Annotated in this window: 22 protein-coding genes, 1 tRNA gene and 2 pseudogenes; 10 read left to right on the forward strand and 15 right to left on the reverse strand. The window is 71.7% G+C overall.

Going from position 1 to position 24,603, the window contains the following annotated elements; all coding sequences use genetic code 11:
- A pseudogene (locus ONA70_RS11980) lies at positions 1-310 on the forward strand (hypothetical protein); the annotation flags it as partial.
- A 6-nt stretch (positions 311-316) separates the two neighbouring features.
- Here the strand turns inward: ONA70_RS11980 and coaE are convergent.
- Positions 317-1,495, reverse strand: a complete 1,179-nt coding sequence (gene coaE, locus ONA70_RS11985; protein ID WP_265006461.1) for a dephospho-CoA kinase — start codon at positions 1,493-1,495, stop codon at positions 317-319.
- 219 nt (positions 1,496-1,714) lie between these two features.
- Positions 1,715-3,199: a 30S ribosomal protein S1 gene (rpsA, locus tag ONA70_RS11990; protein WP_265006462.1), complete on the reverse strand. Its 1,485-nt coding sequence runs from the start codon at positions 3,197-3,199 to the stop codon at positions 1,715-1,717.
- Between the two features lie 366 nt (positions 3,200-3,565).
- Between rpsA and ONA70_RS11995 the strand changes: the two genes are divergently transcribed.
- From ONA70_RS11995 to ONA70_RS12010, 4 genes and pseudogenes are all read left to right on the forward strand, one after another.
- The gene (locus ONA70_RS11995) at positions 3,566-4,369 is read left to right on the forward strand and encodes a class I SAM-dependent methyltransferase (RefSeq protein WP_265006463.1); all 804 of its coding nucleotides are present in this window, start codon (positions 3,566-3,568) and stop codon (positions 4,367-4,369) included.
- A gap of 55 nt (positions 4,370-4,424) precedes the next feature.
- Complete coding sequence (locus ONA70_RS12000; RefSeq protein WP_265006464.1) at positions 4,425-5,027, forward strand: Uma2 family endonuclease; 603 nt, start codon at positions 4,425-4,427, stop codon at positions 5,025-5,027.
- 47 nt (positions 5,028-5,074) lie between these two features.
- Entirely contained in the window at positions 5,075-5,293 is a 219-nt protein-coding gene (locus tag ONA70_RS12005; RefSeq protein WP_265006465.1) for a hypervirulence associated TUDOR domain-containing protein, read from the forward strand.
- Positions 5,280-5,621: pseudogene (locus tag ONA70_RS12010) on the forward strand (DUF3140 domain-containing protein); the annotation flags it as partial. The gene ONA70_RS12005 and the pseudogene ONA70_RS12010, both read left to right, overlap by 14 nt.
- Before the next feature lie 217 nt (positions 5,622-5,838).
- Here ONA70_RS12010 and polA read toward each other — a convergent pair.
- The 8 genes from polA to ONA70_RS12050 form a co-directional block, all read right to left on the reverse strand.
- On the reverse strand, positions 5,839-8,538 hold the full coding sequence (gene polA, locus ONA70_RS12015; RefSeq protein WP_265006466.1) for a DNA polymerase I: 2,700 nt from the start codon (positions 8,536-8,538) through the stop codon (positions 5,839-5,841).
- Positions 8,539-8,642: 104 nt separating this feature from the next.
- The gene (locus tag ONA70_RS12020) at positions 8,643-9,353 is read right to left on the reverse strand and encodes an ABC transporter ATP-binding protein (protein WP_265006467.1); all 711 of its coding nucleotides are present in this window, start codon (positions 9,351-9,353) and stop codon (positions 8,643-8,645) included.
- The gene (locus tag ONA70_RS12025) at positions 9,343-10,263 is read right to left on the reverse strand and encodes an ABC transporter ATP-binding protein (RefSeq protein ID WP_265006468.1); all 921 of its coding nucleotides are present in this window, start codon (positions 10,261-10,263) and stop codon (positions 9,343-9,345) included. The genes ONA70_RS12020 and ONA70_RS12025 overlap by 11 nt, the downstream gene beginning before the upstream one ends.
- A complete protein-coding gene (locus ONA70_RS12030) occupies positions 10,256-11,410 on the reverse strand; it encodes a branched-chain amino acid ABC transporter permease (RefSeq protein ID WP_265006469.1) in 1,155 nt (384 codons plus the stop codon). The genes ONA70_RS12025 and ONA70_RS12030 overlap by 8 nt, the downstream gene beginning before the upstream one ends.
- A complete protein-coding gene (locus tag ONA70_RS12035) occupies positions 11,407-12,357 on the reverse strand; it encodes a branched-chain amino acid ABC transporter permease (protein ID WP_265006470.1) in 951 nt (316 codons plus the stop codon). The genes ONA70_RS12030 and ONA70_RS12035 overlap by 4 nt, the downstream gene beginning before the upstream one ends.
- Before the next feature lie 95 nt (positions 12,358-12,452).
- Positions 12,453-13,613, reverse strand: coding sequence for a branched-chain amino acid ABC transporter substrate-binding protein (locus tag ONA70_RS12040; RefSeq protein WP_265006471.1), 1,161 nt, complete (start codon positions 13,611-13,613; stop codon positions 12,453-12,455).
- A gap of 258 nt (positions 13,614-13,871) precedes the next feature.
- Positions 13,872-15,041 (reverse strand): hypothetical protein, encoded by a 1,170-nt coding sequence (locus tag ONA70_RS12045; RefSeq protein WP_265006472.1) that lies wholly within the window; start codon positions 15,039-15,041, stop codon positions 13,872-13,874.
- An 86-nt stretch (positions 15,042-15,127) separates the two neighbouring features.
- Entirely contained in the window at positions 15,128-15,742 is a 615-nt protein-coding gene (locus ONA70_RS12050; RefSeq protein WP_265006473.1) for an ANTAR domain-containing response regulator, read from the reverse strand.
- A 94-nt stretch (positions 15,743-15,836) separates the two neighbouring features.
- Between ONA70_RS12050 and ONA70_RS12055 the strand changes: the two genes are divergently transcribed.
- Together ONA70_RS12055 and ONA70_RS12060 are read left to right on the forward strand one after the other, a co-directional pair.
- Positions 15,837-15,911: transfer RNA gene (locus ONA70_RS12055), tRNA-Leu, on the forward strand.
- Between the two features lie 33 nt (positions 15,912-15,944).
- Entirely contained in the window at positions 15,945-16,694 is a 750-nt protein-coding gene (locus ONA70_RS12060; RefSeq protein WP_265006474.1) for a DUF1804 family protein, read from the forward strand.
- 56 nt (positions 16,695-16,750) lie between these two features.
- On the opposite strand, the gene ONA70_RS12065 is transcribed toward ONA70_RS12060, so the two are convergent.
- The gene (locus ONA70_RS12065) at positions 16,751-17,926 is read right to left on the reverse strand and encodes a trans-sulfuration enzyme family protein (RefSeq protein ID WP_265006475.1); all 1,176 of its coding nucleotides are present in this window, start codon (positions 17,924-17,926) and stop codon (positions 16,751-16,753) included.
- Between the two features lie 84 nt (positions 17,927-18,010).
- Between ONA70_RS12065 and ONA70_RS12070 the strand changes: the two genes are divergently transcribed.
- From ONA70_RS12070 to ONA70_RS12080, 3 genes are all read left to right on the forward strand, one after another.
- Entirely contained in the window at positions 18,011-18,493 is a 483-nt protein-coding gene (locus ONA70_RS12070; RefSeq protein ID WP_265006476.1) for an Lrp/AsnC family transcriptional regulator, read from the forward strand.
- Between the two features lie 45 nt (positions 18,494-18,538).
- Entirely contained in the window at positions 18,539-19,549 is a 1,011-nt protein-coding gene (locus ONA70_RS12075; protein ID WP_265006477.1) for an LLM class flavin-dependent oxidoreductase, read from the forward strand.
- A 434-nt stretch (positions 19,550-19,983) separates the two neighbouring features.
- Positions 19,984-20,379, forward strand: a complete 396-nt coding sequence (locus ONA70_RS12080; protein WP_265006478.1) for a hypothetical protein — start codon at positions 19,984-19,986, stop codon at positions 20,377-20,379.
- 31 nt (positions 20,380-20,410) lie between these two features.
- On the opposite strand, the gene ONA70_RS12085 is transcribed toward ONA70_RS12080, so the two are convergent.
- The 4 genes from ONA70_RS12085 to pyk form a co-directional block, all read right to left on the reverse strand.
- A complete protein-coding gene (locus tag ONA70_RS12085; protein WP_265006479.1) occupies positions 20,411-21,406 on the reverse strand; it encodes a sulfite exporter TauE/SafE family protein in 996 nt (331 codons plus the stop codon).
- 126 nt (positions 21,407-21,532) lie between these two features.
- Positions 21,533-22,003 carry an RrF2 family transcriptional regulator gene (locus ONA70_RS12090; protein WP_265006480.1) on the reverse strand — a complete coding sequence of 157 codons (471 nt, stop codon included), beginning with the start codon at positions 22,001-22,003 and terminating at the stop codon, positions 21,533-21,535.
- Positions 22,004-22,072: 69 nt separating this feature from the next.
- On the reverse strand, positions 22,073-22,957 hold the full coding sequence (locus ONA70_RS12095) for an acyl-CoA thioesterase (protein WP_265006481.1): 885 nt from the start codon (positions 22,955-22,957) through the stop codon (positions 22,073-22,075).
- Positions 22,954-24,402: a pyruvate kinase gene (gene pyk, locus ONA70_RS12100; protein WP_265006482.1), complete on the reverse strand. Its 1,449-nt coding sequence runs from the start codon at positions 24,400-24,402 to the stop codon at positions 22,954-22,956. Before pyk ends, ONA70_RS12095 begins: the two co-directional genes overlap by 4 nt.
- Between the last annotated feature and the right edge of the window lie 201 nt (positions 24,403-24,603).

The raw sequence follows: 24,603 nt of genomic DNA on the forward strand, positions 1-24,603 counted from the left end.
GGCCGCCCGAGCACCCGGCAACGACCTGGACCGGCTGCTGGACGCCGCGCTGCGCGCCGGCGCCACCGCCGCGTCGGCCCGGTCGGCGGTCCGGCTGCGCGGCGACGACACGGCCGGCCGCACCGTGGACGTCATCGAGGTACGCGCCGGTGGCACCGCGCTGCGCTACTGGATCGACCGGGACGGCCTACTGCGCCGGCTGGAGCTGCGGACCGGGCGGGGCGTCTGGGCCCAGCTCGACCTCAGCCCGGGCCGGGTGCCCACGCTGCCCGGCGGTGAACCGTCCCCGCCCCGGCCGGGACGCCGCTGAGCGGGTTCACGGTCGCCAGCCGGTCTGGGCGGCCCATTCCTCGGCGCGCAGGTGCTCCTCGTCGAACCAGGGATCCTTCAGCGTCCCGTACGTCGCGCTGTCCGGGGCGGCCGCGGCCAACTCCCGCTTGACCTGGAGGTAGGCCGCCCGCTGGGCGGGGTCGGCGCGGAGGTGGTCGCGCATCAGCAGCGCGTACCGCCAGCCGGGCGAGCCGGCGACCCGCAGGTGCAGATAGGCCGGGCGGGCCGGGTCGGCGCTGCCATGCAGTCGCTTCTCCCAGTGAGCGCTGCCGCCCGGGCGCGGGTTGTCCCACCAGTCGCCGGGCAGCCGGGGGAAGCCGGCGTCGGCGAGCCGCTCGGCCAGCGGCCCGTCGGCATCGGCCAGCGACGGCACGGTGAGCTGGATGTCGATGACGTCCTTCGCGGCCAGCCCGGGCACGGCGGTGGAGCCGATGTGGTCGACGCGCAGGTCCGCGCCGGCGGCGTGCCGGATCCGGGCGGCCAGCCGGTCGTACTGCTGGGGCCAGCTCGGGTCCGGCTCGGTGAGCGCCACCCGCTCCGGCCGGACCGCGCGGCGCTCGCGGACGTTGCCCTCGTAGGGCACCAGGCGGTCCCGCCAGAGCGCGTCCACCGCCGCGTGCAGCTCGTCGAGGGTGCCGTCGTTGGTGAGCAGCACGTCCGCCACCGCCTGCCGGCGGGCGTCGTCGGCCTGCGCGGCGATCCGCCGCTCGGCCTCCGCCCGGTCCATGCCCCGGTCCCGGGCCAGCCGCGCCAACCGCGTGGGCACCGCCGTCTGCACCACGACCACCAGGTGGTACGTCGGCGCGAGCCCCACCTCGGCCAGCAGCGGCACGTCGTTCACCACCACCGCGTCGGGCGGCGCGACGGCGGCCAGCTCGGCGGCGCGGGCGCGCACCCGGGGGTGGGTGATGGCCTCCAGCCGACGGCGGGCGGCCGCGTCGCCGAACACGAGAGCGCCCAGCGCCGCCCGGTCCAGCGCCCCGTGCGCGTCGAGCACCCGCTCGGAAAAGGCGGCGACGATCTCGGCCAGGCCCTCGCTGCCCGGGGCGACCACCTCGCGGGCGATCCGGTCGGAGTCGATCAGCACCGCGCCCAACGCGGTGAGCCGGTTCGCGACCGCGCTCTTGCCGGACCCGATCCCACCGGTCAAACCCACCTTCAGCACCGGAACAGTCAACCCGATCAACGCGCCGGTGCCAAACCGGACGCCCGGCCGGCCGCGTCCCCTCGCGGCCCGGGTGCGGGACGCCAGCCGGCGGCGGGACACTACGAGGGCCCCGCCCCCGGCGGTCCGGTGGAACCGGATCGAGGGGACGGGGCCCGTCGTCAGCGACGGCCTCCAGGTCGCGGCGTCAGACGCGCCGAGCCGGAGTTGTCGCAGGGGTCACTTACCGCCGGCGAGCTTCTCCCGCAGGGCGGCGAGCGCCTCGTCGGTGGCCAGGGTGCCGGCCGGCTCCTCGGCCTGACGGCTCGGGGCCGTGGTCGAGGTGGTGGTGCCGGACACGGCCGGAGCCGGGTTGGCAGCGGCCTCGGCGTCGGCGGCCCGGGAGGACTGCACCTGCTTGGTGTGGGCCTCCCAGCGCTGGCGCGCCTCGGCGTACTGGTTCTCCCAGGTCTCGCGCTGCTTGTCGTAGCCCTCGAGCCACTCGCCCGTCTCCGGGTCGAAGCCCTCCGGGTAGATGTAGTTGCCCTGCTCGTCGTAGGTCGCGGCCATGCCGTAGAGGGTCGGGTCGAAGTGCTCCTCGCCCTCGACGAAGCCCTCGTTGGCCTGCTTGAGCGACAGCGAGATCCGGCGACGCTCGAGGTCGATGTCGATGACCTTGACCATGACCTCGGAGCCGACCTGCACGACCTGCTCCGGGATCTCCACGTGGCGCTCGGCCAGCTCGGAGATGTGGACCAGGCCCTCGATGCCGTCGTCCACCCGGACGAAGGCGCCGAACGGCACGAGCTTGGTGACCTTACCCGGCACGATCTGCTGGATCGCGTGGGTACGGGCGAACTGACGCCACGGGTCCTCCTGGGTCGCCTTCAGCGACAGCGAGACCCGCTCGCGGTCCAGGTCGACGTCCAGGACCTCGACCTCGACCTCCTGGCCCACCTCGACGACCTCGGACGGGTGGTCGATGTGCTTCCAGGACAGCTCGGAGACGTGCACCAGTCCGTCCACGCCGCCCAGGTCGACGAACGCGCCGAAGTTGACGATCGAGGAGACGACGCCCTTGCGGACCTGGCCCTTCTGCAGCTTGTTGAGGAACTCGGTACGCACCTCGGACTGCGTCTGCTCCAGCCAGGCCCGGCGGGACAGGACCACGTTGTTGCGGTTCTTGTCCAGCTCGATGATCTTGGCCTCGAGCTCGCGTCCGACGTACGGCTGCAGGTCGCGCACCCGCCGCATCTCGACGAGCGAGGCGGGCAGGAAGCCGCGCAGGCCGATGTCGAGGATGAGACCACCCTTGACGACCTCGATGACCGAGCCGCGGACGACCCCGTCCTCGTCCTTGATCTTCTCGATCGTGCCCCAGGCCCGCTCGTACTGCGCCCGCTTCTTCGAGAGGATCAGACGCCCCTCCTTGTCCTCCTTCTGGAGAACAAGGGCCTCGATGTGGTCGCCGACCGAAACCACCTCGGCCGGGTCCACGTCGTGCTTGATCGACAACTCCCGAGAGGGAATGACGCCCTCGGTCTTGTAGCCGATGTCGAGCAGGACCTCGTCCCGATCGACCTTGACGACGGTGCCTTCGACAATGTCGCCGTCGTTGAAGTACTTGATGGTCTCGTCGATCGCGGCGAGGAAAGCTTCCTCGGAACCGAGATCGTCGTGGGTGACCTTGTTGGCGCTCGAGGGGGCCTCGATGCTGCTCGTCATGTGGGCGGTTGCTCCGGTCGGATGGGTTGTCACAGCAGGCGTGGCGTCGCGGTGACTCGTCCGCGCCAACGGATCCGTCGCCGGGCACACCGAACGATCGCCATCAGAGGATCATTAGTGGCTCCGGTGACCGCACACCTGCTCCCTGCCGAGGCACACGATCCGCGAGCGCATCGTCTAGCCTACCTGCTGCATTACCACAGCGTGCAAGCCCTCCCGGGTCTCCTCGGGCTCGTCAACCGCGAAAGCGGAGATTTCGCGCGGTAAGGGCCAACCCCTGTCTCATCCGTCACATCCGTCCCACCGGCCACGGCCGCACCGGAGGGCCGACGCGGGGCGGCGGGGGCGGGGGCCTAGCGTGAGCGGGTGGCTGACGACAGGGTGACCCGACGCCGGGTCGGCGCCGCCGAGATCCGCCGGGCCAACCGCGGCTGGTGGGACCTCGACGCGGACGACTACCAGGCCGAGCACGGCGCGTTCCTGGGCGAGGTGGACTTCGTCTGGTGCCCCGAGGGGCTGCGCGAGGCGGACGCCCGGCTGCTCGGCGACATCACCGGCCGCCGGATCCTCGAGCTGGGCTGCGGCGCCGCGGCCGCCGCCCGGTGGCTGGCCACCCAAGGCGCCCACCCGGTCGCCCTGGACCTCTCCGCCGGCATGCTGCGGCACGCCGCCCAGGCCGCCGACCGGACCGGGGTACGCGTGCCGCTGGTGCAGGCCGACGCGCTCGCCCTGCCCTTCGCCGACGCGGCGTTCGACACCGTCTGCACCGCCTTCGGCGCGATCCCGTTCGTGGAGGACTCGGCGGGGGCGATGCGGGAGGTCGCCCGGGTGCTGCGTCCCGGCGGCCGGTGGGTCTTCTCGGTGACCCACCCGATGCGCTGGATCTTCCTGGACGACCCGGGCGAGGGCGGGCTGACCGCGGTGCACTCGTACTTCGACCGTTCGCCGTACGTGGAGCAGGACGAGCACGGCGTGGCCACCTACGTCGAGCAGCACCGCACCCTCGGCGACCGGATCCGGGAACTGGTCGGCGCCGGGTTCCGGCTGCTGGACCTGGTGGAGCCGGAGTGGCCGGCGGGGCACGAGGGGATCTGGGGGCAGTGGAGCCCGCTGCGCGGCCGGCTCTTCCCCGGCACCGCCGTCTTCGTCGCGGAAAAGCCGGGGGCATGACCGACCGGACAATCAGTGCGACTCCCCCGACCGGGGCCGGCGTTACGCTGAGCGGGTGAGCGCCGAGCCGATCGCGACACCACCTGGCCCCTGGTGTCCTGACCCGATCCGGCAGCAGCGTGCCGACTACACGCTGGAGGACCTGCTCAACCTGCCGGACGACGCCCCCCGCGTCGAACTCGTCGACGGAGTCATCCAGGTGACACCCTCCCCCACGCTGGGCCATCAGGACATCTCTTTCCTGCTGCGGCTGTGGCTGCACACCCACGCGCCGCAACACCTTCGCACCACTCAGGACGTCGGTGTCGAACTGGCGAGGAACACCAGTCGTCGGCCGGACGTGCTCTTGTGCCGAGCGGAGGTGGCATCGGACGTCTCGGAAGTTCGGCCGCACGACGTGATCCTCGCGGTGGAGATCGTCTCGCCCGGCACCCGGCGGGTCGACCGCTTTGCCAAGCCGGCCGAGTACGCCGCCGCCGGTATCCCGTTCTTCTGGCGGATCGAACAGGACCCGGTCCACCTCTACGCCTACCAGCTCAGCGAGCGCTTGAGTCCAAGCGGGGAGCGGCAGTACGAGCTGGTGGCCGACAGCTCGGAGCTGATCGAGCTGACCGAGCCCTTCGAGATCAAGCTCCCGATCGCCGAGATCACCCCGTAGCCCGGGGCGCCCCGTTTCCGGCCACCCGGGCCGGGTAACCGGACGGCATGGCCGAGAAGGAGTTCCGCAAGGGCGACCACGTCTCCTGGGCCAGCCACAGCGGCCGGGCGTACGGCGTGGTCAAGGAGAAGCTCGTCGACCGGACGCACGTCCGCGGGCACGCCGTGAACGCCTCGCCGGAGGAGCCGCAGTACCGGATCCGCAACGACCACTCGGGCCGGGACGTCGCGCACCGACCGGAGGCGCTACGCGATGAGCCGACGTGACGATCCGGAGCAGACCTACCGCGATTTCACCGAGGCGGTGAACATGAAGCCAGGTGAGCTGTCCACCTGGTTGGAGACCGACGAGTCGAAGCACGTCGGCTGGCAGAAGAAGGGCAGCCCGGGCGGCGAGTCGGTCGGCCACGAGTCCGGCCGGAAGATCGTCGACCTGCTGCGCCGCAAGCGCGGAGAGCTGTCCGCCACCGACTACCAGCACATGCGCAAGGTCGTCGGGTACGTGCACCGCCACCTGGCCCAGCACCCCTCCGGCGACGTCCGCGACACCAGATGGCGCTGGTCCCTGATGAACTGGGGCCACGACCCCCTCAAGTAACCAGGACCACCCACCAACGACCGACTCACCCACCGATGACCGGATCACCCACCGATGACCGGATCACCCCACTGATCCCCAGGCCAACAGCGCCGACCACCACTCCACCTGGACCACGTCAGGTCTCCGGGGCGGCCCGAGCCGCGGAGGGATCAAGCCTGACCGCCCGGAGCGGGTCGGGCCGCCCCGGAGACCCACCGGGCAAGAGCCAGACTCAGTGGTCGGCGCTGTTCCAGTCCCGACCTTCGCCGACCGAGACCTCCAGCGGCACCGACAGCGGGTACGCGTCGCCCATCCGGGCGCGGACCAGGGCCTGCACGGTCTCCCGCTCGCCCGGGGCGACCTCGAAGACCAGCTCGTCGTGCACCTGCAGCAGCATCCGGGAGCGCAGCCCGGCCTCGCGCAGCGCGGTGTCGACGTGCAGCATGGCGACCTTGATGATGTCGGCCGCCGACCCCTGGATCGGGGCGTTGAGCGCCATCCGCTCGGCCATCTCCCGGCGCTGCCGGTTGTCGCTCACCAGATCGGGCAGGTAACGCCGGCGGCCCAGGATCGTGGAGGTGTAGCCGTCCTGCCGGGCCCTGGCCACCACCTCCTGGAGGTAGTCACGGACCCCGCCGAAGCCGGCGAAGTAGTTCTCCATCAGCCCGCGCGCCTCCTCGGCGCTGATCCCGAGCTGCTGGGAGAGCCCGAACGCGCTCAGCCCGTACGCCAGGCCATAGTTCATCGCCTTGATCTTGCGGCGCTGGTCGGCGGTGACCTGGTCGACGGGGACCTCGAAGACCGAGGAGGCGGTGGCGGCGTGGAAGTCGTGCCCGGAGTTGAACGCCTCGATCAGCGCGTCGTCCGAGGACAGGTGCGCCATGATCCGCATCTCGATCTGGCTGTAGTCGGCGGTGAGCAGGCACTCGTAGCCCTCGCCGACGACGAAGGCGCGCCGGATCCGCCGCCCCTCCTCGGTGCGGATCGGAATGTTCTGCAGGTTGGGCTCGGTCGAGGAGAGCCGGCCGGTGGCCGCCACGGTCTGGTTGAACGTGGTGTGGATCCGGCCGTCGTCGGAGACCGACTTGAGCAGCCCGTCGACGGTCGACTTGAGCTTCGCCACGTCGCGGTGCCGCAGCAGGTGGTGCAGCAGCGGGTGCTCGGTCTGCGCGTAGAGCCACTGCAGGGCGTCGGCGTCGGTGGTGTAGCCGGTCTTGATCTTCTTGGTCTTGGGCAGGGCCAGCTCGCCGAAGAGGATCTCCTGGAGCTGCTTGGGCGAGCCCAGGTTGAACTCCCGGCCGACCACCTCGTACGCGCCCTGCGCGGCGGCCTTCACCTCGGCCGCGAAGTGCGCCTCCAGCTCCGACAGGTAGTCGGTGTCGGCGGCGATGCCGGTGCGCTCCATAGTGGCGAGCACCCGCATCAGCGGCAGCTCCACCCCGGCCATCAACCGGGCGGACTGCTCGCCGTCGCGGGACAGCTCGGCGTCGATCGCGTCGGCCAGGTCGAGGGTGGCCCGGGCGTGCAGCATCAGGTTCTGCTCGGCCTCACCGTCGTTGCCCAGCCCGTCCAGGGTGAGCTGGCCGGTCTCCGGGGCGTCGACCCGCAGCTCCCGGTGCAGGTAGCGCAGCGCCAGGTCGGTCAGGTCATACGAGCGCTGGTCGGGACGGGCCAGGTAGGCGGCGATCTGGGTGTCCCGGGCGATGCCCTGCAGCTCCCACCCGTGCGCGGCGAAGGCCAGCACCGCCGGCTTGCTGTCGTGCAGCACCTTGGGGCGGCTGCCGTCGGCCAGCCAGCCGGCCAGGGCGGCCTCGTCGCCCGACTCCAGGGTGGCCGGGGCGACCCAGGCGGCCGCCCCACCGGCGGTGGCCAGGGCCAGGCCGGTCACCGCGGCCGTGTGCCGCCGGTTGGGGCCGGTGTCGAGCTTGACCGCGAGGCCGACCGGGGTGCCGGCCGGGGCGTGCGTCTCCAGCCAGCCGGCCAGCGCGCCGGGCTCGGTGAGCACCTGGCCGGCCAGCTCGAAGCCGGCCTCCGCCTCCGGCTCGACCGCCTCCAGGTACTGGTAGAGCCGGTCGCGCAGGATGCGGAACTGGAGGGTGTCGAAGACCTGGTGCACGGCCTCCCGGTCCCAGCCCTGCCAGCGGGCGTCCTCGGCGCGGATGGGCAGCTCCAGGTCGGCGACCAGGCAGTTGATCTCGTAGTTGCGGATCACGTCGGCGAGCCGTTCGCGCAGGCTGTCGCCGGCCTTGCCCTTGATCTCGTCGGCGTGAGCGACGACGCCCTCGACCCCGCCGTACATGTTGATCCACTTGGCCGCGGTCTTCGGGCCGACGCCCGGGACGCCGGGCAGGTTGTCGCTGGTCTCGCCGACCAGGGCGGCCAGGTCGCGGTAGCGGCCCGGGGCGACGCCGTACTTCGCCTCCACCGCGGCGGGGTCCATCCGGGCCAGGTCGGAGACGCCCTTGCGCGGGTAGAGCACGGTGATCCGGTCGCCGACCAGTTGGAACGCGTCCCGGTCGCCGCTGGTGATCAGCACGTCCATACCCTGGTCGCGGGCCTGGCAGGCGAGGGTGGCGATGACGTCGTCGGCCTCGTACCCCTCCTTCTCCACCACCGGGACGCGCAGCGCGGCCAGGACCTCCTTGACCAGGCTGACCTGGCCCTTGAAGTCGGTGGGGGTCTCGCTGCGGCCGGCCTTGTACTCGGCGTACTTCTCGGTGCGGAAGGAGCGGCGGGAGACGTCGAAGGCGACCACGATGTGGGTCGGCTGCTCGTCGCGGAGCACGTTGATCAGCATCGAGGTGAAGCCGTAGACCGCGTTGGTCGGCTGCCCCGTGGTGGTGGAGAAGTTCTCCACCGGCAGGGCGAAGAACGCCCGGTATGCCAGGGAGTGTCCGTCGACGAGGAGCAGGCGCGGCGTCGTAGCTGTCACGGCAGCGACTCTAGTCCGTGGGCCCGACAACCCGGAGATGGCGGCACCGCAACGCCAGCGGCCGGCCGCCCCGCGAGGGGACGACCGGCCGCCGGGGGTACGGCTCAGGCCACGCCGAGGTACGCCTCCTTGACCGCCGGGTCGTGCAGCAGGTCCCGGCCGGTGCCCTCCTTGACGATCCGGCCGGTCTCCAGCACGTAGCCCCGGTGGGCGCGGGAGAGCGCCTGCTGGGCGTTCTGCTCCACCAGCAGGATGGTGGTGCCCTGCTCGTTGATCCGCGTGATGATCTCGAAGATCTGCTGGATCAGCATCGGCGCGAGACCCATCGAGGGCTCGTCGAGCAGCAACAGCCGCGGGCGGGCCATCAGCGCCCGGCCCACCGCCAGCATCTGCTGCTCACCGCCGGAGAGGGTGCCGCCGGCCTGCTTGCGCCGCTCGGCCAGCCGGGGGAAGAGGTCCATGACCATCTTCATGTCCTCGGCGACGCCCGACCGGTCCCGGCGGGTGTACGCCCCCATCTCCAGGTTCTCCAGCACGGTCATGCCGGGGAAGACGCCCCGGCCCTCGGGCGCCTGCCCGATGCCCCGGATCACCCGCAGGTCGGCCCGCATCCGCGTGACGTCCGTGCCGTCGAAGACGATCGAGCCGGACGCCACCGGGCGCAGCCCGGAGATGGCCCGCATGGTGGTGGTCTTGCCGGCGCCGTTCGCGCCGATCAGGGCCACCACCTCGCCCTCGTTGACCGTCAGGCTGATCCCGTGCAACGCCTGGATCCGCCCGTACAGCAGGGTCAGGTCCTTGATCTCAAGCAGCATCGGTCGGCACCCCCAGGTACGCGGCGATCACCTTCGGATCCTCCCGGACCTCGGCCGGCAGACCCTCGGCGATCTTCTTGCCGAACTCCAGCACGACGATCCGGTCGGTCACCCCCATGACCAGCCGCATGTCGTGCTCGATCAGCAGCACGGTCGTCCCGTTGTCCCGGATCTTACGGATCAGACCGAGCAACTCCTCCTTCTCCGCCGGGGTGAAGCCGGCGGCCGGCTCGTCCAGGCAGAGCAGGGTGGGATCGGTGGCCAGGGCCCGAGCGATCTCCAGTCGGCGTTGCTCGCCGTACGAGAGGTTGCGGGCCAGGTCCCCGGCGCGGCGCTCGATGCCGACGAAGCGCAGCAACTCGTACGCCTTGTCGCGGCCCTGCCGCTCCTCCCGCCAGTGTCGGGGCAGCCGCAGCATCGCGGAGATCACGCTGGTCTTGTGGTGGGCGTCCGCGCCCACCATCACGTTCTCCAGCGCGGTCATCTCCGGGAAGAGCCGGATGTTCTGGAACGTCCGGGCGATGCCCGCCTTGGTGATCCAGGACCGGCGCTTGCCGTTGGTCCGCTGCCCCTTGAACCGGATCTCGCCCTGGGTGGGCCGGTAGACGCCGGTCATCGCGTTGAAGCAGGTGGTCTTGCCGGCGCCGTTCGGGCCGATCAGGCCGAGGATCTCCCCCTTGTAGAGGGTGAACGCGACGTCGTCGAGGGCGACCACACCGCCGAAGCGGAGGGTGACGTGGTCGACCTCCAGCAGCGGCTCCCGCCCGGCCGGCGCGGCCTCGCCCGGGGTGGGCTCCACCGGGGTGTCCGCGCCCTTCTCCGGCGGGGTGCCGACGGTGCTGCGACCGTCGTCGGCGATGTCCCGCTCGCTGGTCTCGTCCCGCTCGCTGTGCATCTGCGGCTCACTCATTGGGCACCGTCTCCTGGGGAACCGCTTCCTTGCGGCGGTCGGCGAACTCGGCCGCCCGGCGCCGGTTCGGCACCAGGCCCTGCGGCCGGAAGATCATCATGACGATGACCACCAGGCCGAAGACCAGGATCCGGTACTCGGCCGCGTCGAACTCGACGCCGATCAAGCCGCCGATGCCGCGCAACCACTCCGGCAGGTACCAGGTGAGCGCGCCACCGACGATCGCGCCCTTGATGTTGCCCGCGCCGCCGAGGATGACCGCGGCGAGCACCAGGATCGAGTTCTCCAGCAGGAAGCTGTCCGAGTTGATGAACGTCTGCTTACCGGCGAATATCGCGCCCGACAGGCCGCCGACCGCGGCGCCGATGGCGAACGCCCACAGCTTGTACTTGAACGTCGGCACGCCCATGATCTCGGCGGCGTCCTCGTCCTCGCGGATCGCCACCCAGGCCCGGCCGACCCGGCTGTTGGCCAGGTTTCGCATCGCGAAGATGATCACGATGATCACCGTGAGGATCAGCCAGTAGTAGGGCTTCGAGCTCTCCACGCTGAACAGCGCTTTGCCGTCCGCCCCGGTGCCCGGCGGGTGCGGGATCTGCGGGATGCCCCGCTGACCCTGGGCGATGCCCTCGTTGCGGGCCGCGTACAGACGGATCATCTCGGCGAAGCCGAGGGTGACGATCGCCAGGTAGTCGCCGCGCAGTCGCAGCGTCGGGCCGCCGAGGATCACGCCGGAGACCATCGCCACCAGGATCGCGATAGGCACCGCCGCCAGCCATGGCCAGTCCGTGCCGAACCGGCTCTCCGGCGAGGTCAGCAGCGCCACCGTGTACGCGCCGACCGCGTAGAAGCCGAAGTAGCCCAGGTCGAGCAGGCCGGCGAAGCCGACCACGACGTTCAGGCCCACCGCCAGCAGGACGAAGATCGCGGTGTCGAAGAGCACGGTCGCGAAGTCCGAGCGGGTGGTGTAGAAGGCGAAGTAGTCGCTGCCGATCGGGAAGCCGAGGTACTCGTAGAACCACTTGTTGGGCAGGATGTAGAGGAAGACCACCAGCGCGGCGAGGCCGGCCCAGCGGACCTGCTTCGGCATCGCGTCCCAGCGGCTGCGGAACGCCGACATGCGTCCCTTTTCCGAGGTGGCGGTCATGCGCGCGCCCTCCCGAGAGATTCGCCGAGCAGGCCGGTGGGCCGGAACATCAGCAGCACGATCAACAGCACGAAACCGGTGAAGTCCTTCCAGTCTCCACCGAACAGGCCGGCGGCGTAGTTCTCCACCACACCCAGCAGCAGACCGCCGAGCAGCGCGCCGCGCAGGTTGCCGATGCCGCCGAGCACCGCGGCCGAGAAGGCCTTGAGCCCGATCAGGAAGCCGACGTTGAACTTGGTGAAGCCGAACCGGACGTCCCACAGCAGGGCGGCCACGCCGGCCATCAGGCCGCCGAGCACGAACACCAGCAGGATCACCCGGTTCTTGTTGACGCCCATCAGCGCGGCGGTGTCCGGGTCCTGGGCGACGGCCCGGATACCGCGACCGAGCCGGCTGCGGTTCACGAACTGGTCCAGGCCGATCATCATGATCAGCGTCACGCCCAGGATCAGCAGCTGCAGGTTGGTGATCGGGGCACCGAAGAGGGTGAAGACCGTCTCCTGCGGAATCAGCGTCGGCATGCCGTACGGGGCCCGCTCGGTGCCGATGCCGAACGACTCGGAGAGCACGAACGAGGCGCCGATCGCGGTAATGAGGAAGGCCAGCGGCGGGGCGTTGCGGCGCCGCAGCGGCCGGTAGGCGACCAGTTCGACGGTGACCGCCGTGGCGGCCGAGGCGACCATCGCGACGGCCAGGCCGGCGAGGAGCGCCACGATCAGCGGGCCGAAGGCCGGAGCCGCGGTGTTCTGGTTGTAACCGAAGGCCTCCCAGGTCCACAGGGCGGTGAAGGTACCGACCATGAAGACCTCGGAGTGGGCAAAGTTGATCAGGCGCAGGACGCCGTACACCAGGGTGTAGCCGAGCGCGACGAGCGCGTAGATCGCGCCCTGTTCCAGCCCGGTGATGGTCAGCGCCGGGAAGTTCCCGAAGAGCTCATCGAAGTTCAAGAGGGGGCTCCAACTGTGCGGCCAAGCGGTGCGGCCGGGAGGAAATCACTCCCGGCCGCACGCCTGGTGTCCCATGGCGGGACCGGACGAACCGGTCAGGCCTTGGGGATCTCGATGTCGGGGACGACCTGGCCCGCGTTCACCTTGAACGCCCAGACGATGACCTGGGCCGGGTCCAGCTCGCCGTTGGACTCGAACTTGTAGGTCACACCGGTGGAGGAACCGGTGCCGTTGTAGCTGTTGATGAAGGAGTTCAGGTCGGCCCGGCTCGTCTTACCGGCCTTGATGCCCTCGAGCATGATCCGGGTGATGTCGAACGACACGTCGGCGTAGGTGCCCGGGTCGACGTTGAACGCCGTCTTGTAGTCGGTGACGAAGCTGCCCTTGGCCTTGGTGGCCGGGGCGCACGGGCAGGTCAGGATGGTGCCCTCGGCGACCTGCTGGCCGGCGACCTTGATGAAGTTGGCGTCGTTGACGCCGTCACCGGCGATCATGGTGCCCTTCCAGCCCGCGCCCTTGAGCTGCTTGAGCAGCAGGCCGGCCTCGGTGTAGTAACCACCGAAGAAGAGGGCGGTCGCGCCGCTGCTGGTGATCTTGGTGACCACGGCGGAGAAGTTGGTCTGCTTGACCTGGATCTTGTCGTAGCCGACCGGGGTGCCGATGACCTTCTTGACCTCGTCGGCCAGGCCCGCGCCGTACGCCGACTGGTCGTCGACGACGTAGACCTTCTCGGCCTTCAGGACGTTCTTGATGTACCGACCGGCCGCCGGGCCCTGGGAGGTGTCGTTACCGACGCCGCGGTGGAAGACCTTCCAGCTCTTGGTGCTCAGGCTCGGGCGGGTCGCCGACGGGGTGATGGTCGGCAGGCCGGCCGCGTCGAAGATCGGGTCCGCCACCTCGGACTCGCCGGAGAAGCCCGGACCGATGATGCCGACGACCTTGCTGTCGCCGACCGCCTGCTGGGCCAGCGCCGGAGCCTTGGCCGGGTCACCCTGGGAGTCGTACTGCTCCAGCTTGACCTGGCAGTCCTTGTTGTCCTTGTTGTACTGCTCGATCGCCAGCTGGGTGCCGTTACGCATGTGGATACCGAGACCCGCAGCGTCACCCGTCAGCGCGCCGAAGAAGCCGATCTTCAGGTCGCAGGCGGCCTTCCCGCCGCCCGCCTCACTGCCGCTGTCGGCCTTGCAGGCCGCGCCACTGAAAACGAGCGCGCCGATGGCCACACCACCGAGCACCCGTGCGAGCTTCTGCCTCACGGCTCGTACCCTCCTCCGTCCGAAGGCCCGGACCACCCACCGCGAATTGGACCTTGCAGGGCCTGGCCGGACCGACCGCGATCCCGGTCTGGGGCGGGACGTTATCCCACCTGGGAGCGGGAAGGTAGACCTGCGAGGAGGGGTTGACCTAACCGTTACGTTGAGTGGCCGGATTCACAGATGTGCTGTAACACACGCGACCACATCACAGAGAAAATCGGACATCCGACACCGGCGGGAACACGCTGGGTGGAAGGATCAGTCGGGACGCCATGACCCACGCGCCACCCACACCGAGGACCGCGAACCGTCGTCCACCAGCAACACCACGGAGTCACCAGCCCCGGCCACCGCCACCGACCGGTCAGCGGCCGCCGGCACCCCGGTCGGCAGCACCACCGGAAACCACCGGTCACCGTCCGGGGAGAACCAGCCCGCCCCGGACGCGCCACCCGCCACGACCGCGAAGGCACCGTCCGACCGCGCGGCCAGCCCCCACACCCGGCCCGGCCGGGCCGTCCCCGCGCCACCGAAGGCGCCACCCGAGCGCCAGCCGTCGCTGTCGGTCAGCCACGCACCCAGACCGTCACCCCGCGCGCCGACCGCCACCGTCCGCTCCCCCACCCGGGCCACCCGCTGCAGGTCCTCGCCGCCGCCCGCGGCGGAGAGCACCGCACGCCGCCAACTCCGCCCGTCCGCCGAGGTCCACACCACCGGATCCGATCCGGTACGCCCCGACGACAGCACCGAGCCCACCACCAGCCAGCCCGAGGGCACCGCCACGCCGTCCGCCGCCCAGGGCCGCCCCGCCGCGTCGGCGGCCAGCCCCGGGACCGCGCTGACCAACTGGAAGTCCGACCCGTCCGGAGAAACCCACACCGCCGCCCCGGTGGCCCGGTTACCCGAGATCAGCCAGCCCCGCGGGCCACCCGCGATCCGCCCCGCGTTCACCGCGTCCGCGCCGCCGAACACCTCGAACTCGGCCGGCACCTCCACCAGCGAGCCGTCGGCCACCTGCCGCCAGGTGCTGATCCGCGGATTGCCGTGCACCCCGCCGGTCTTGCCGCCCACCGCGGCCAGCCGGCCGTCCCGGCAACCCGCCGCGGTCAGCAGGTTCTCCACCCCGTAGGGGCTGCGCGGCACCGGCCGCAGGGGCGTCCAGGTGACCGCGTCGGGGCTGCTCCAGGCGGCCGGCCGGGTAGCGCCCGACCCGTCGATCACCGCGCCCACCACGAACCAGCGACCGTCACACGCCGTGACGTCCCGCAGCGCCAACCGGCCGGGCCCACCGGGCGGGACGGGCAGGGCGACCGGCTGCCAGGCCGGCCGTACCGGGGCGGGCAGGGGCGTGGGCGCCGCCTGGCCGGTCGAGCGGCAGGCGGCGAGCAGCACGACGAGCAGGCCGAGCACCGCCACGCCACGCCGCATGGCGGCGATCGTATCGACCGCGGACGACGCGGGGAACCCGTCTGCGCCCCTGGCGCCGACGACCGCGCCGGCCGGTGGGCCGGGGGTCAGGAGGCGGGCTGGGCCACCTCGCCGCCGGCGGTCTCCGCGAGGATCCGCTCGGCGACCTCCTTCATGGTCATCCGGTGATCCATCGCGGTGCGCTGGATCCACTTGAACGCCTGCGGCTCGGTCATCCCGTACGTGGTCATCAGCGCGCCCTTGGCCCGCTCCACGGTCTTGCGGATCTCCAGCCGGTCGGTCAGGCCGGCGACCTCCGCCTCCAGCGCGGCGATCTCCGAGTAACGGGACAGCGCGATCTCCACCGCCGGCACCAGGTCGCTCTTCTGGAACGGCTTGACCAGGTACGCCATCGCGCCGGCGGCCCGCGCCCGCTCCACCAGGTCCCGCTGGCTGAACGCGGTCAGGATGATCACCGGGGCGATCCGGGCGCCGGCAATCCGCTCGGCGGCGGCCAGCCCGTCCATGATCGGCATCTTGATGTCGAGAATGACCAGGTCCGGCTTCAACTCCTCGGCCAGCCGGACGGCGGTCTCCCCGTCACCGGCCTCGCCGACGACCTCGTAGCCCTCTTCGACCAGCATCTCGGCCAGGTCCAGCCGGATGAGCGCCTCGTCCTCGGCGATCAGTACGCGCCTGCGCTCGGTCTCCGTCTCGGCCACGAGCCACTCCCACCAGTTCGAACCCCACACCCGCCGTGCCGGGTGTCGCCGTCCATAGCGTAGTGGGTAGTCTGTCAAGGCCGGATCACGGAAGGCCCCCGTAGCCCAACTGGCATGAGGCAATGCACTCAAACTGCATAAAGTGTGGGTTCGAGTCCCACCGGGGGCACAAACTGTCATACAGGCGTTCGAGAATGACCCTGTGCATCCACCCGAAATACGCGCCCGGGCGCGAAGCCTGTACCTCGCCGGGGCGACCGTTGCCGAGGCAGCCCGGGCCGTAGGGGTCTCCTATCCGACCGTCCGCCACTGGTGCAAGGATCGGCCGGAGCCGAAACAACATGGCACCGCGATCCGTTGCTTCCGCTGCCGCCCGGAGGTCGGGAATCCGACAGATCCGGCGCACTACGCCTATCTGCTCGGCCTCTACCTCGGGGACGGCCACCTAGTCATCACCGCCCGGGTTCCGGTGCTCAGGATCTACTGCGCCGACTCCTGGCCCGATCTGATCACGGCGTGCGAGAACGCGATGAAAGCCGTCCTGGCAACCTCGGTGCAGCGGGTGCAGAAGCAGGGCTGTGTCGCCGTGCAGAGCTACGGGAACCACTGGCCTTGCCTCTTCCCCCAGCACGGGCCGGGCAAGAAGCACGAGCGCCCGATCGTACTGACCGACTGGCAACGGAAGATCGTCGAGGCGCACGTGGGCGACTTTCTGCGGGGCCTCTTCCACTCTGACGGCTGCCGCTTCACCAACCGGGTCACCGTCCGCGGCAAGGAGTACGTCTACCCGCGCTACATGTTCTCGAACCGGTCCACCGACATCATGGAACTCTGCCAGTGGGCACTTGACCTGCTCGGAATCGCCTGGCGGATGAACCTGCCGTGGTCGCTCTCGGTGGCCCGGCGGGACGCCGTCGCCGCGCTGGACCGCCACGTCGGACCGAAGTCCTGACGTCGGCCATCACCTGGGCCGGGCGCTGCGAGGCGGCCTGGGCGAGCCGCCCGGAGTCAGATCACCGACAGCGCCTGCTCCAGGTCGGCCCGCAGGTCCTCCGGGTCCTCCAGCCCGACGGAGACGCGCAGCAGGCCGCCGCACGGCTTGGCGTCGCCCTCGACGGGCCGGTGGGTGAGCGAGGCGGGGTGCTGGATGAGGGTGTCGACCCCGCCGAGGGACACGGCGTGGGTGATCAGCCGGCAGGCGCCGGCGACGGCGGCCGCGACGGGGGCACCGCCGCGTACCTCGAAGGCGAGCAGGCTGCCGGTGCCGGACATCTGGCGGCCGACCAGCCCGGCCGGGTCGTGCAGGGAGGGGTGGTGGACCCGCTCGACGGCGGGGTGGCCAGCGAGCCAGGCGGCGAGTTTCTCGGCACCGGCCTGCTGGGCGCGGACCCGCAGCGGCAGGGTCTGCAGGCCGCGGTGCAGGAGGTAGGCGCCGAGCGGGTGGAGGATGGCGCCGGTGACGGCGCGGACCTGGCGCAGGCGGGTGGCCCAGGTGGGGTCGCAGGCGACGACGCCGGCGAGGACGTCGCCGTGGCCGCCGATGCTCTTGGTGGCGCTGTGCAGGACGAGGGTGGCGCCGTGCCGGGCGGGCTGCTGGAGCACCGGGGTGGCGACGGTGTTGTCGACGAGCAGCGGGGCGTCGCCGGCGGCGGTGGCGAGGGCGGCGATGTCGACGAGGTCGAGGGTGGGGTTGGCCGGGGTTTCGACGACGACCAGGGCGGTGTCGGGGCGGACGGCGGCGGCGACCTGGTCGGGGCGGGCCCAGGTGACCTCGGTGCCCAGCAGGCCGGTGGCGAGCACGTGGTCGGTGCCGCCGTAGAGGGGGCGGACGGCGACGACGTGGCGTTTCCCGTCGCGGGTGGCGGCGAGCAGGGTGGCGGTGAGGGCGGCCATGCCGCTGGCGAAGGCGACGGCTTCGGCGGTGCCTTCGAGTTCGGCGAGGGCGGTTTCGAAGCGGGCGACGGTGGGGTTCCAGAGCCGTTGGTAGACGGCGCTGGCGCCGGCCGGGAGGGTGCCGCCGGTGGCGAGGGTCTCGTAGGCGTCGCCGCCGCCCGCGACGGACGGGAGCGGGTTGGTGGTGGAGAGGTCGATCGGGGGTACGTGGACGCCGAGACCGGCGAGGTCGTCGCGCCCGGCGTGTACGGCTCTGGTGTCCACGGCGGTCATGGCGGAAGCGTCGAACATGAGGCTGGTATCGGGCAATAGCGGCGAAGAAGATTCTGTCCAGTGCTCTTCCGACATCGGGAAGTTCGATGGGATGATGCTGGCATGCCCCTCGCACCGAATGATGTGCGGCCGCCGTTCGCGGCCTTGGACGACGTCGACCGCGCGATCCTGGCCGAGTTGGCGGCGGACGGCCGGTTGCCGAACAACGCCCTGGCCGAGCGGGTGGGGGTGGCGCCGTCGACGTGTCTGACGCGTACCCGGGCGTTGCGGGCGTGCGGGGCGATCCGGGGGTTCCACGCGGAGGTGGATCCGGCGGCGTTGGGCCTGCCGTTGCAGGCGTTGGTGTCGGTGCGGTTGGCGGCGCACGAGCGGGCGGTGGTGGACGCGTTCCGGGCCCGGTCGGTGCGGCTGCCGGGGGTGGTGTCGGTGTTCCACGTGGCGGGCGCGGAGGACTACGTGCTGCACGTGCGGGCGGCGTCGGGGGACGCGCTGCGGGACTTCGTGCTGGACCATCTGGCGGTGGATCCGGCGGTGCAGCACACCCAGACGAGTTTGATCTTCGAGCAGGCGCGCGGCATGGGTTAGCGAACGGTCGGAACAAATCCGGCGCGTCGCGGGTTGATCTCTACCGTGATCGACGTACCCCTGTCTGTTCTTGATCTTGCTCCGGTCGCCGCCAACGGCAGCGCCGGGGAGGCGCTGCGGCACACCACCGAGTTGGCCCGGCGTACCGAGGAGCTGGGCTACCGGCGGTTCTGGGTGGCCGAGCACCACAACATGCCCTCGATCGCCAGTTCGGCACCGGCGGTGCTGCTCGCCCACCTGGCGGCGCACACCTCGACGATCCGGCTGGGCTCGGGCGGGGTGATGCTGCCCAACCACGCGCCGCTGGTGGTGGCCGAGCAGTTCGGCACCCTGGAGGCGCTGCACCCGGGCCGGATCGACCTGGGCATCGGCCGGGCGCCGGGCACCGACCAGGTCACCGCGCTGGCGTTGCGCCGGACAATGGAGGGGCTGTCGGCGGAGCACTTCCCCCGGGAGCTGGCCGACCTGATGAACTACTTCAGCGGCGCCGAGCCGGGTCCGATCACCGCGACGCCGGGTCGGGGGCAGTCGCCGGCGGTGTGGCTGCTCGGGTCGAGCGGGTTCAGCGCCCAGCTCGCCGGGCTGTTGGGGTTGCCGTTCTCGTTCGCGCACCATTTCAGCGCGCAGAACACGATTCCGGCGCTGCAGCTGTACCGGCAGAGTTTCCGGCCGTCGCAGTGGCTGGACAGGCCGTACGCGATGGTCGCGGTCAACGCGGTCTGCGCGGAGACCGACGAGCGGGCGGAGTGGCTGGCCGGGCCGGCCGGGCTGTCGTTCCTGAAGCTGCGCTCGGGCCGGCCGGAGCCGCTCGTCACGCCCGACGAGGCGGCGGCCTACCCGTACTCGGAGCTGGAGCGGGAGTTCGTGGCCCAGCGCCGGGAGGGGCAGGCGACGGGTTCGCCGGAGACGGTGGCCCGGCAGTTGCGCGCGCTGCTGGAGCGCACCAGCGCGGACGAGTTGATGCTGACCACGATGGTGTACGACGTGGCCGACCGGGTGCGCTCGTTCGAGCTGATCGCCGAGCGGGTGGCCGGTGGCCTGCGCCGGGACGGCTGAAACACGCTCTTCATAGCCATGTCACCCCAGCGTCGCGGAGGGCGCATAGCTTTGTTCCCGGTGGTGGTACGGCATTCCCGGTCGGGACGGGTCGGGAATGCCGCGGTGTGGGTGCACCGGGTCGCCGGCTGAGCGGATTCCGCGGCCGGCGGCCCGGTGCCTGCTTTTCCGGGGCCGGTCGACGGCCCGTTCGCGGTCAGCACAGGTCGGGCACGTGGGCGAGGCGTGGGTGCCCGGCCGGCGACCCCGTGGCCCCGGTGCCTGGGTGACCCGTGTCCCTGTCCGACGCATGGCGGCCGGCTCACGGGGGTAGAAGGACATCACTGTGCACGGACCGTAGGAGCAGTGTTGCCCGACCGGCACCTCGGCGCGACCCCCGCGCCGCTGCCGGCCCCACGCGGACCCGTCATCCAGGGAGGAAGGAGGCCGGTCCCATGTTCCCCGCGCCCCGTTCGGCGCCCACCGTCCCGCCAATCCCGCGCGAGTACCTGCTGTACCTGCGCAATCGGATGCTGGAGGCGGAGGCCAGCCTGACCGCCATGACCGACAAGTACGAGCGGACCAAGGCCAGGTTCGACCGCTGCTACGCGCGCCAGGGCATCACGCCCGAGACCGACATCGTCAACTACATCAACGCCAAGTCGATGAACCCGGAGCTGAAGTTCTGGTACTCCAAGGTGGAGCACTTCCAGCGTGAGCTCACCGCCTACAGCGCGGCGATCACCGGACTGGAGGCCGTGCACCGGATGCTGAACCCGGACGACCGCCGCGTACCCGTCGAACCTCAGCGGGTCCGCAACCCCAGGCGTGGCCTGAACCGCGCCAGCTGACCGTCGCAGCCGGCGACCGCACCCGCGGGGCTCAGCCCTCGACGGCGGCAACCAGGTGCCGGTCCGCCGGCGCGACGGGCCGGGGCGTGGACGCGGTGGCCGCGCTCGCAAGGGAAGGTGCGACCGCCGGGGCACCGGCGGCGAGGCCGGCCGCGGCGACGGCCCGGGCCCGGCGGGTCCGGCGCAGCGCCCGCCCGGCCAACACCAGCGCGACGAGCCAGCCGGCGCCGAGCACCGCGTAGACGAGCGCCGGGGCGGGGCCGTCGAGCTCGCCGGCGCGCAGCAGGGTCCGGGCGTTGGTCAGCACGATCACCCCGCCGATGGTGGCGCCGAGCAGTTGGGCGGGGACGATCCGGACCAGCCAGGCGGCGACCGGCGCGGCGATCAGGCCGCCGATGAGCAGCGCCGCCACGGTGGAGAGCAGGAAGCCCTCGGCGCCGAGGCCGACGAGGAACCCGGCGCTGGCCGCCCCGGCCACCACGAACTCGGCGGTGTCGACCGAGCCGATGACCTTGCGCGGCTCCATCCGCCCGGAGACCAGCAGTGCCGGGGTGGCGACCGGACCCCAGCCCCCGCCGCCGGTGGCGTCGACGAAGCCGGCGACCAGCCCGAGCGGGGCGAGGAACCGGCCGCGCAGCCGTCCGGCGGCCCGGTTGGCGCGCAGCGGCCGGGAGAAGCGGACCAGCAGGTACGCGCCGAGGGTGAACAGGATGGCGGCCATCCACGGCGCGGCGGCCTCGGTGGAGATGGCGCTGAGGAAGGTGGCGCCGGCGAACGCGCCGACCGCGCCGGGCAGCGCGATCCGGGCGACCACCCGCCAGTCGACGTTGCCGAACCGCCAGTGCGCGAGCCCGGCCGCGAGGGTGGTGCCGATCTCGGCCAGGTGCACCGAGGCGGAGGCGGCGGCCGGCGCCACCCCGGCGAAGAGCAGCAGGGTCGAGGAAGTGAGTCCGTACGCCATGCCGAGCGCGCCGTCGACCAGCTGTGCGGCGAGCCCGACCAGGGCGAGGATCAGCAGCTTGCGCACCGGCGTCCCCTTGCTTTTCGGTATCTCCTATCGACTTGGTCGACAATGCGGCAGGGGGGCGCCCCGGGTCAATCCCCCATCCGACTGGTGGGACGGCAGGGCGGGTGGGACTGCGCGGCCGGGCGGTCAGCTCCAGGCGGCCGGATCGGCGGCCAGCTCGTTGACCCGGGCCGGCAGCGTCCCGGCGGCCACGTCGGCGAGGGTGACCAGTTCGAGGATCTCGCGCTCGCTGGCGCGCAGGGCGATCCACACTTCCTGCAGGGCTCGGGCGGCTCCCTGGTAGCCGAGCTGCTCGGGGCGCTGGCCGCGGATGTGCGCGAGCGGCCCGTCGATCACCCGGATCACCTCGGCCAGGGAGATCTGCGACGCCGGCCGGGCCAGCCAGTAGCCGCCCTCGGGACCACGCTGGGCGTGCACGATGCCGCCCCGGCGCAGCTGCAGCAGGATGCTCTCCAGGAACTTCGGCGGGATGTCCTGGCTGCGGGCGATCTGCTCGGCGGTCACCGGGCGGGTCCGTCCGGTCGCCGCGCCGTCGGCCACCGAAGCCAGCTCGGCGGACGCGCGGAGGGCGTAGTCGACCCGGGCGGAGAGACGCATGCCGGCAAGGTTAGTCGGCGGCCCGGCCGCCGGGTTCCTCGCCCCTGGGCCGACCACGGGTCGGGTCGGTCAGGTGCCGACCCGGCGCAGCAGCCCCTCCTGCACGGCACTGGCGATGTGCCGGCCGTCGGTGGTGAACATCCGGCCGGTGGCCAGGCCCCGGGCGCCGGAGGCGGACGGGCTCCAGCAGTCGTAGAGGAACCACTCGTCGGCGCGGAACGAGCGGTGGAACCACAGCGCGTGGTCCAGGCTCGCGCCCACCACCCCGCCCGGGCCCCAGACCTCGCCGTGCACCGACAGCACCGAGTCGAGCAGGGTGAGGTCGGAGGCGTAGGTCAGGGCGCAGGCGTGCAGCAGCGGATCGTCGGGCAGCTTGCCGTCGAGGCGCATCCAGACCCGCTGGTGCGGCTCGGCGGGGCGGTCGCCGGGGCGTACCCAGCCGGGCTCGCCGACGTAGCGGACATCGATCGGGCGCGGGATCTGCCCCCAGATGCCCAGCCGCTCGGGATATCGGGAGAGCCGGTCGGTCATCGTCGGCACCTCGTCGGGCCTGGGCACGTCCAGGGGGGCCGGCGCGTGGTGGTCGAGCCCCTCCTCCTGCCGCTGGAACGAGGCCGACATGAAGAAGATCGGCTTGTCGTGCTGGAGCGCCACCGAGCGGCGCACCGAGAAGGAGCGGCCGTCGCGGACGTTCTCCACCTGGTACTCGATCGGCTCGGTTGGGTCGCCGGGCCGGACGAAGTAGCCGTGCAGGGAGTGCACGAAGCGCTCCGGGTCGACGGTGCGCCCGGCGGCGACCAGGGCCTGGCCGGCGACCTGGCCGCCGTACACCCGCTGCGGACCGACCGGGGGGCTGATCCCCCGGAAGGTCATCTCGCCGGTGTGGTCGAGGTCCAGCACCCCTAGGAGCTGGTCGACCGCGGCCTGGCCGGTCGCCGCCGGGCGGCCGGTCACTGCAGGGCCCGCGCGGAGGCGGCGTCGACCAGTGAGCCGAGTTGGTGCACGCGCAGGGTGTTGGTGGAGCCGGGCGTGCCGGGCGGGCTGCCCGCCACGATCACCACGTGGTCGCCGGGGTTGGCCCGGTTGAGGCCGAGCAGCGCCTGGTCGACCTGGCGGAACATGTCGTCGGTGTGCTCGACGAACGGCATCAGGAACGTCTCGACGCCCCAGGAGAGGGCGAGCTGGTTGCGCACCTCGGGGACGGGGGTGAAGGCCAGCAGCGGCAGGTCGCAGTGCAGCCGGGCGAGCCGCTTGACGGTGTCGCCGGTCTGCGAGAAGGCGACCATGGCCTTCGCGCCGATGGCCCGGGCGATCGAGGAGGCCGCGACGGTGAGGGCGCCGCCGTGCGTACGCGGGTCGTGCTGGAGCCGGGGGACGCCGATCGAGCCGGACTCGGTGGTCTGGATGATCTTGGCCATGGTGCTGACCGTGAGCACCGGATACTTGCCGACGCTGGTCTCGCCGGAGAGCATCACCGCGTCCGCGCCGTCGAGCACCGCGTTGGCCACGTCGGAGGCCTCGGCCCGGGTGGGTCGGGAATTCTCGATCATGGAGTCGAGCATCTGGGTGGCCACGATGACCGGCTTGGCGTTCTCCCGGCAGAGCTGCACGGCGCGCTTCTGCACCAGCGGCACCTGGTCCAGCGGGAGCTCCACGCCGAGGTCGCCGCGGGCGACCATGACGCCGTCGAAGGCGAGCACGACCGCGTCCAGGTGGTCGACCGCCTCCGGCTTCTCGACCTTGGCCAGCACCGGGCGGCGCACGCCCTCCTCGTCCATGATCGCGTGGACCAGCTTGATGTCGTCCGGCGAGCGGACGAACGACAGCGCGACCAGGTCGACGCCCAGGCCGAGGGCGAAGCGCAGGTCCTCGCTGTCCTTCTCGGAGAGGGCCGGGACGCTGACCGCGACGTTCGGCAGCGAGACGCCCTTGTTGTTGGAGACCGGGCCGCCCTCGGTGACCAGGCAGCGGATGTCGTTGCCGGTGACGTCGCTGACCTCGACCGCCACCCGGCCGTCGTCGATCAGCAGCCGGTCGCCCGGCTTCACCTCCTGCGGCAGCTTCCGGTAGGTGCAGGAGACCCGGTCCTTGGTGCCGAGGATGTCGTCGCCGGTGATCACGACCGAGTCGCCGGTCCGCCACTCATGCGGGCCGTCGGCGAACTTGCCGAGCCGGATCTTCGGGCCCTGCAGGTCGGCGAGCACCGCGACCGGCCGGCCGGCGGCGTCCGCGGCCTCGCGGACCAGCCGGCACACGGCCTCGTGATCGGCGTGACTGCCGTGGCTGAAGTTGAGCCTCGCCACGTTCATGCCCGCTTCGACCAGGCCCCGAATGCGCTCGGGGGACGAGGTGGCGGGACCGAGGGTGCAGACGATCTTCGCGCGGCGTGTCACGCCCATCAGGCTAGTCTCTCCTCCGGATCGACCTACCGGCCGACCCCTTTCGGACTGCGGAACATTGTCCGACGACGCGCGAAATCCGCGCAGCGGGCGGTGAGGACCGCACCGGAACGTCGTGAGCGGCGGGCATCGGCGACCGCGCGGCGGAAATCGTACTCCCCGCCCGCAGCCACCGACGCGGTGCTCCCGGACGCCGCACGG

Source organism: Micromonospora yasonensis (assembly GCF_026013475.1).
Lineage (GTDB): Bacteria > Actinomycetota > Actinomycetes > Mycobacteriales > Micromonosporaceae > Micromonospora > Micromonospora yasonensis.

Coding starts and splice junctions, on each gene's coding strand:
- rpsA (WP_265006462.1), bottom strand. CDS start 3,199: ATGACGAGCAGCATCGAGGCCCCCTCGAGCGCCAACAAGGTCACCCAC.
- ONA70_RS12005 (WP_265006465.1), top strand. CDS start 5,075: ATGGCCGAGAAGGAGTTCCGCAAGGGCGACCACGTCTCCTGGGCCAGC.
- ONA70_RS12020 (WP_265006467.1), bottom strand. CDS start 9,353: ATGCTGCTTGAGATCAAGGACCTGACCCTGCTGTACGGGCGGATCCAG.
- ONA70_RS12025 (WP_265006468.1), bottom strand. CDS start 10,263: ATGAGTGAGCCGCAGATGCACAGCGAGCGGGACGAGACCAGCGAGCGG.
- ONA70_RS12030 (WP_265006469.1), bottom strand. CDS start 11,410: ATGACCGCCACCTCGGAAAAGGGACGCATGTCGGCGTTCCGCAGCCGC.
- ONA70_RS12045 (WP_265006472.1), bottom strand. CDS start 15,041: ATGCGGCGTGGCGTGGCGGTGCTCGGCCTGCTCGTCGTGCTGCTCGCC.
- ONA70_RS12065 (WP_265006475.1), bottom strand. CDS start 17,926: ATGTTCGACGCTTCCGCCATGACCGCCGTGGACACCAGAGCCGTACAC.
- ONA70_RS12070 (WP_265006476.1), top strand. CDS start 18,011: ATGCCCCTCGCACCGAATGATGTGCGGCCGCCGTTCGCGGCCTTGGAC.
- ONA70_RS12080 (WP_265006478.1), top strand. CDS start 19,984: ATGTTCCCCGCGCCCCGTTCGGCGCCCACCGTCCCGCCAATCCCGCGC.
- ONA70_RS12090 (WP_265006480.1), bottom strand. CDS start 22,003: ATGCGTCTCTCCGCCCGGGTCGACTACGCCCTCCGCGCGTCCGCCGAG.
- pyk (WP_265006482.1), bottom strand. CDS start 24,402: ATGGGCGTGACACGCCGCGCGAAGATCGTCTGCACCCTCGGTCCCGCC.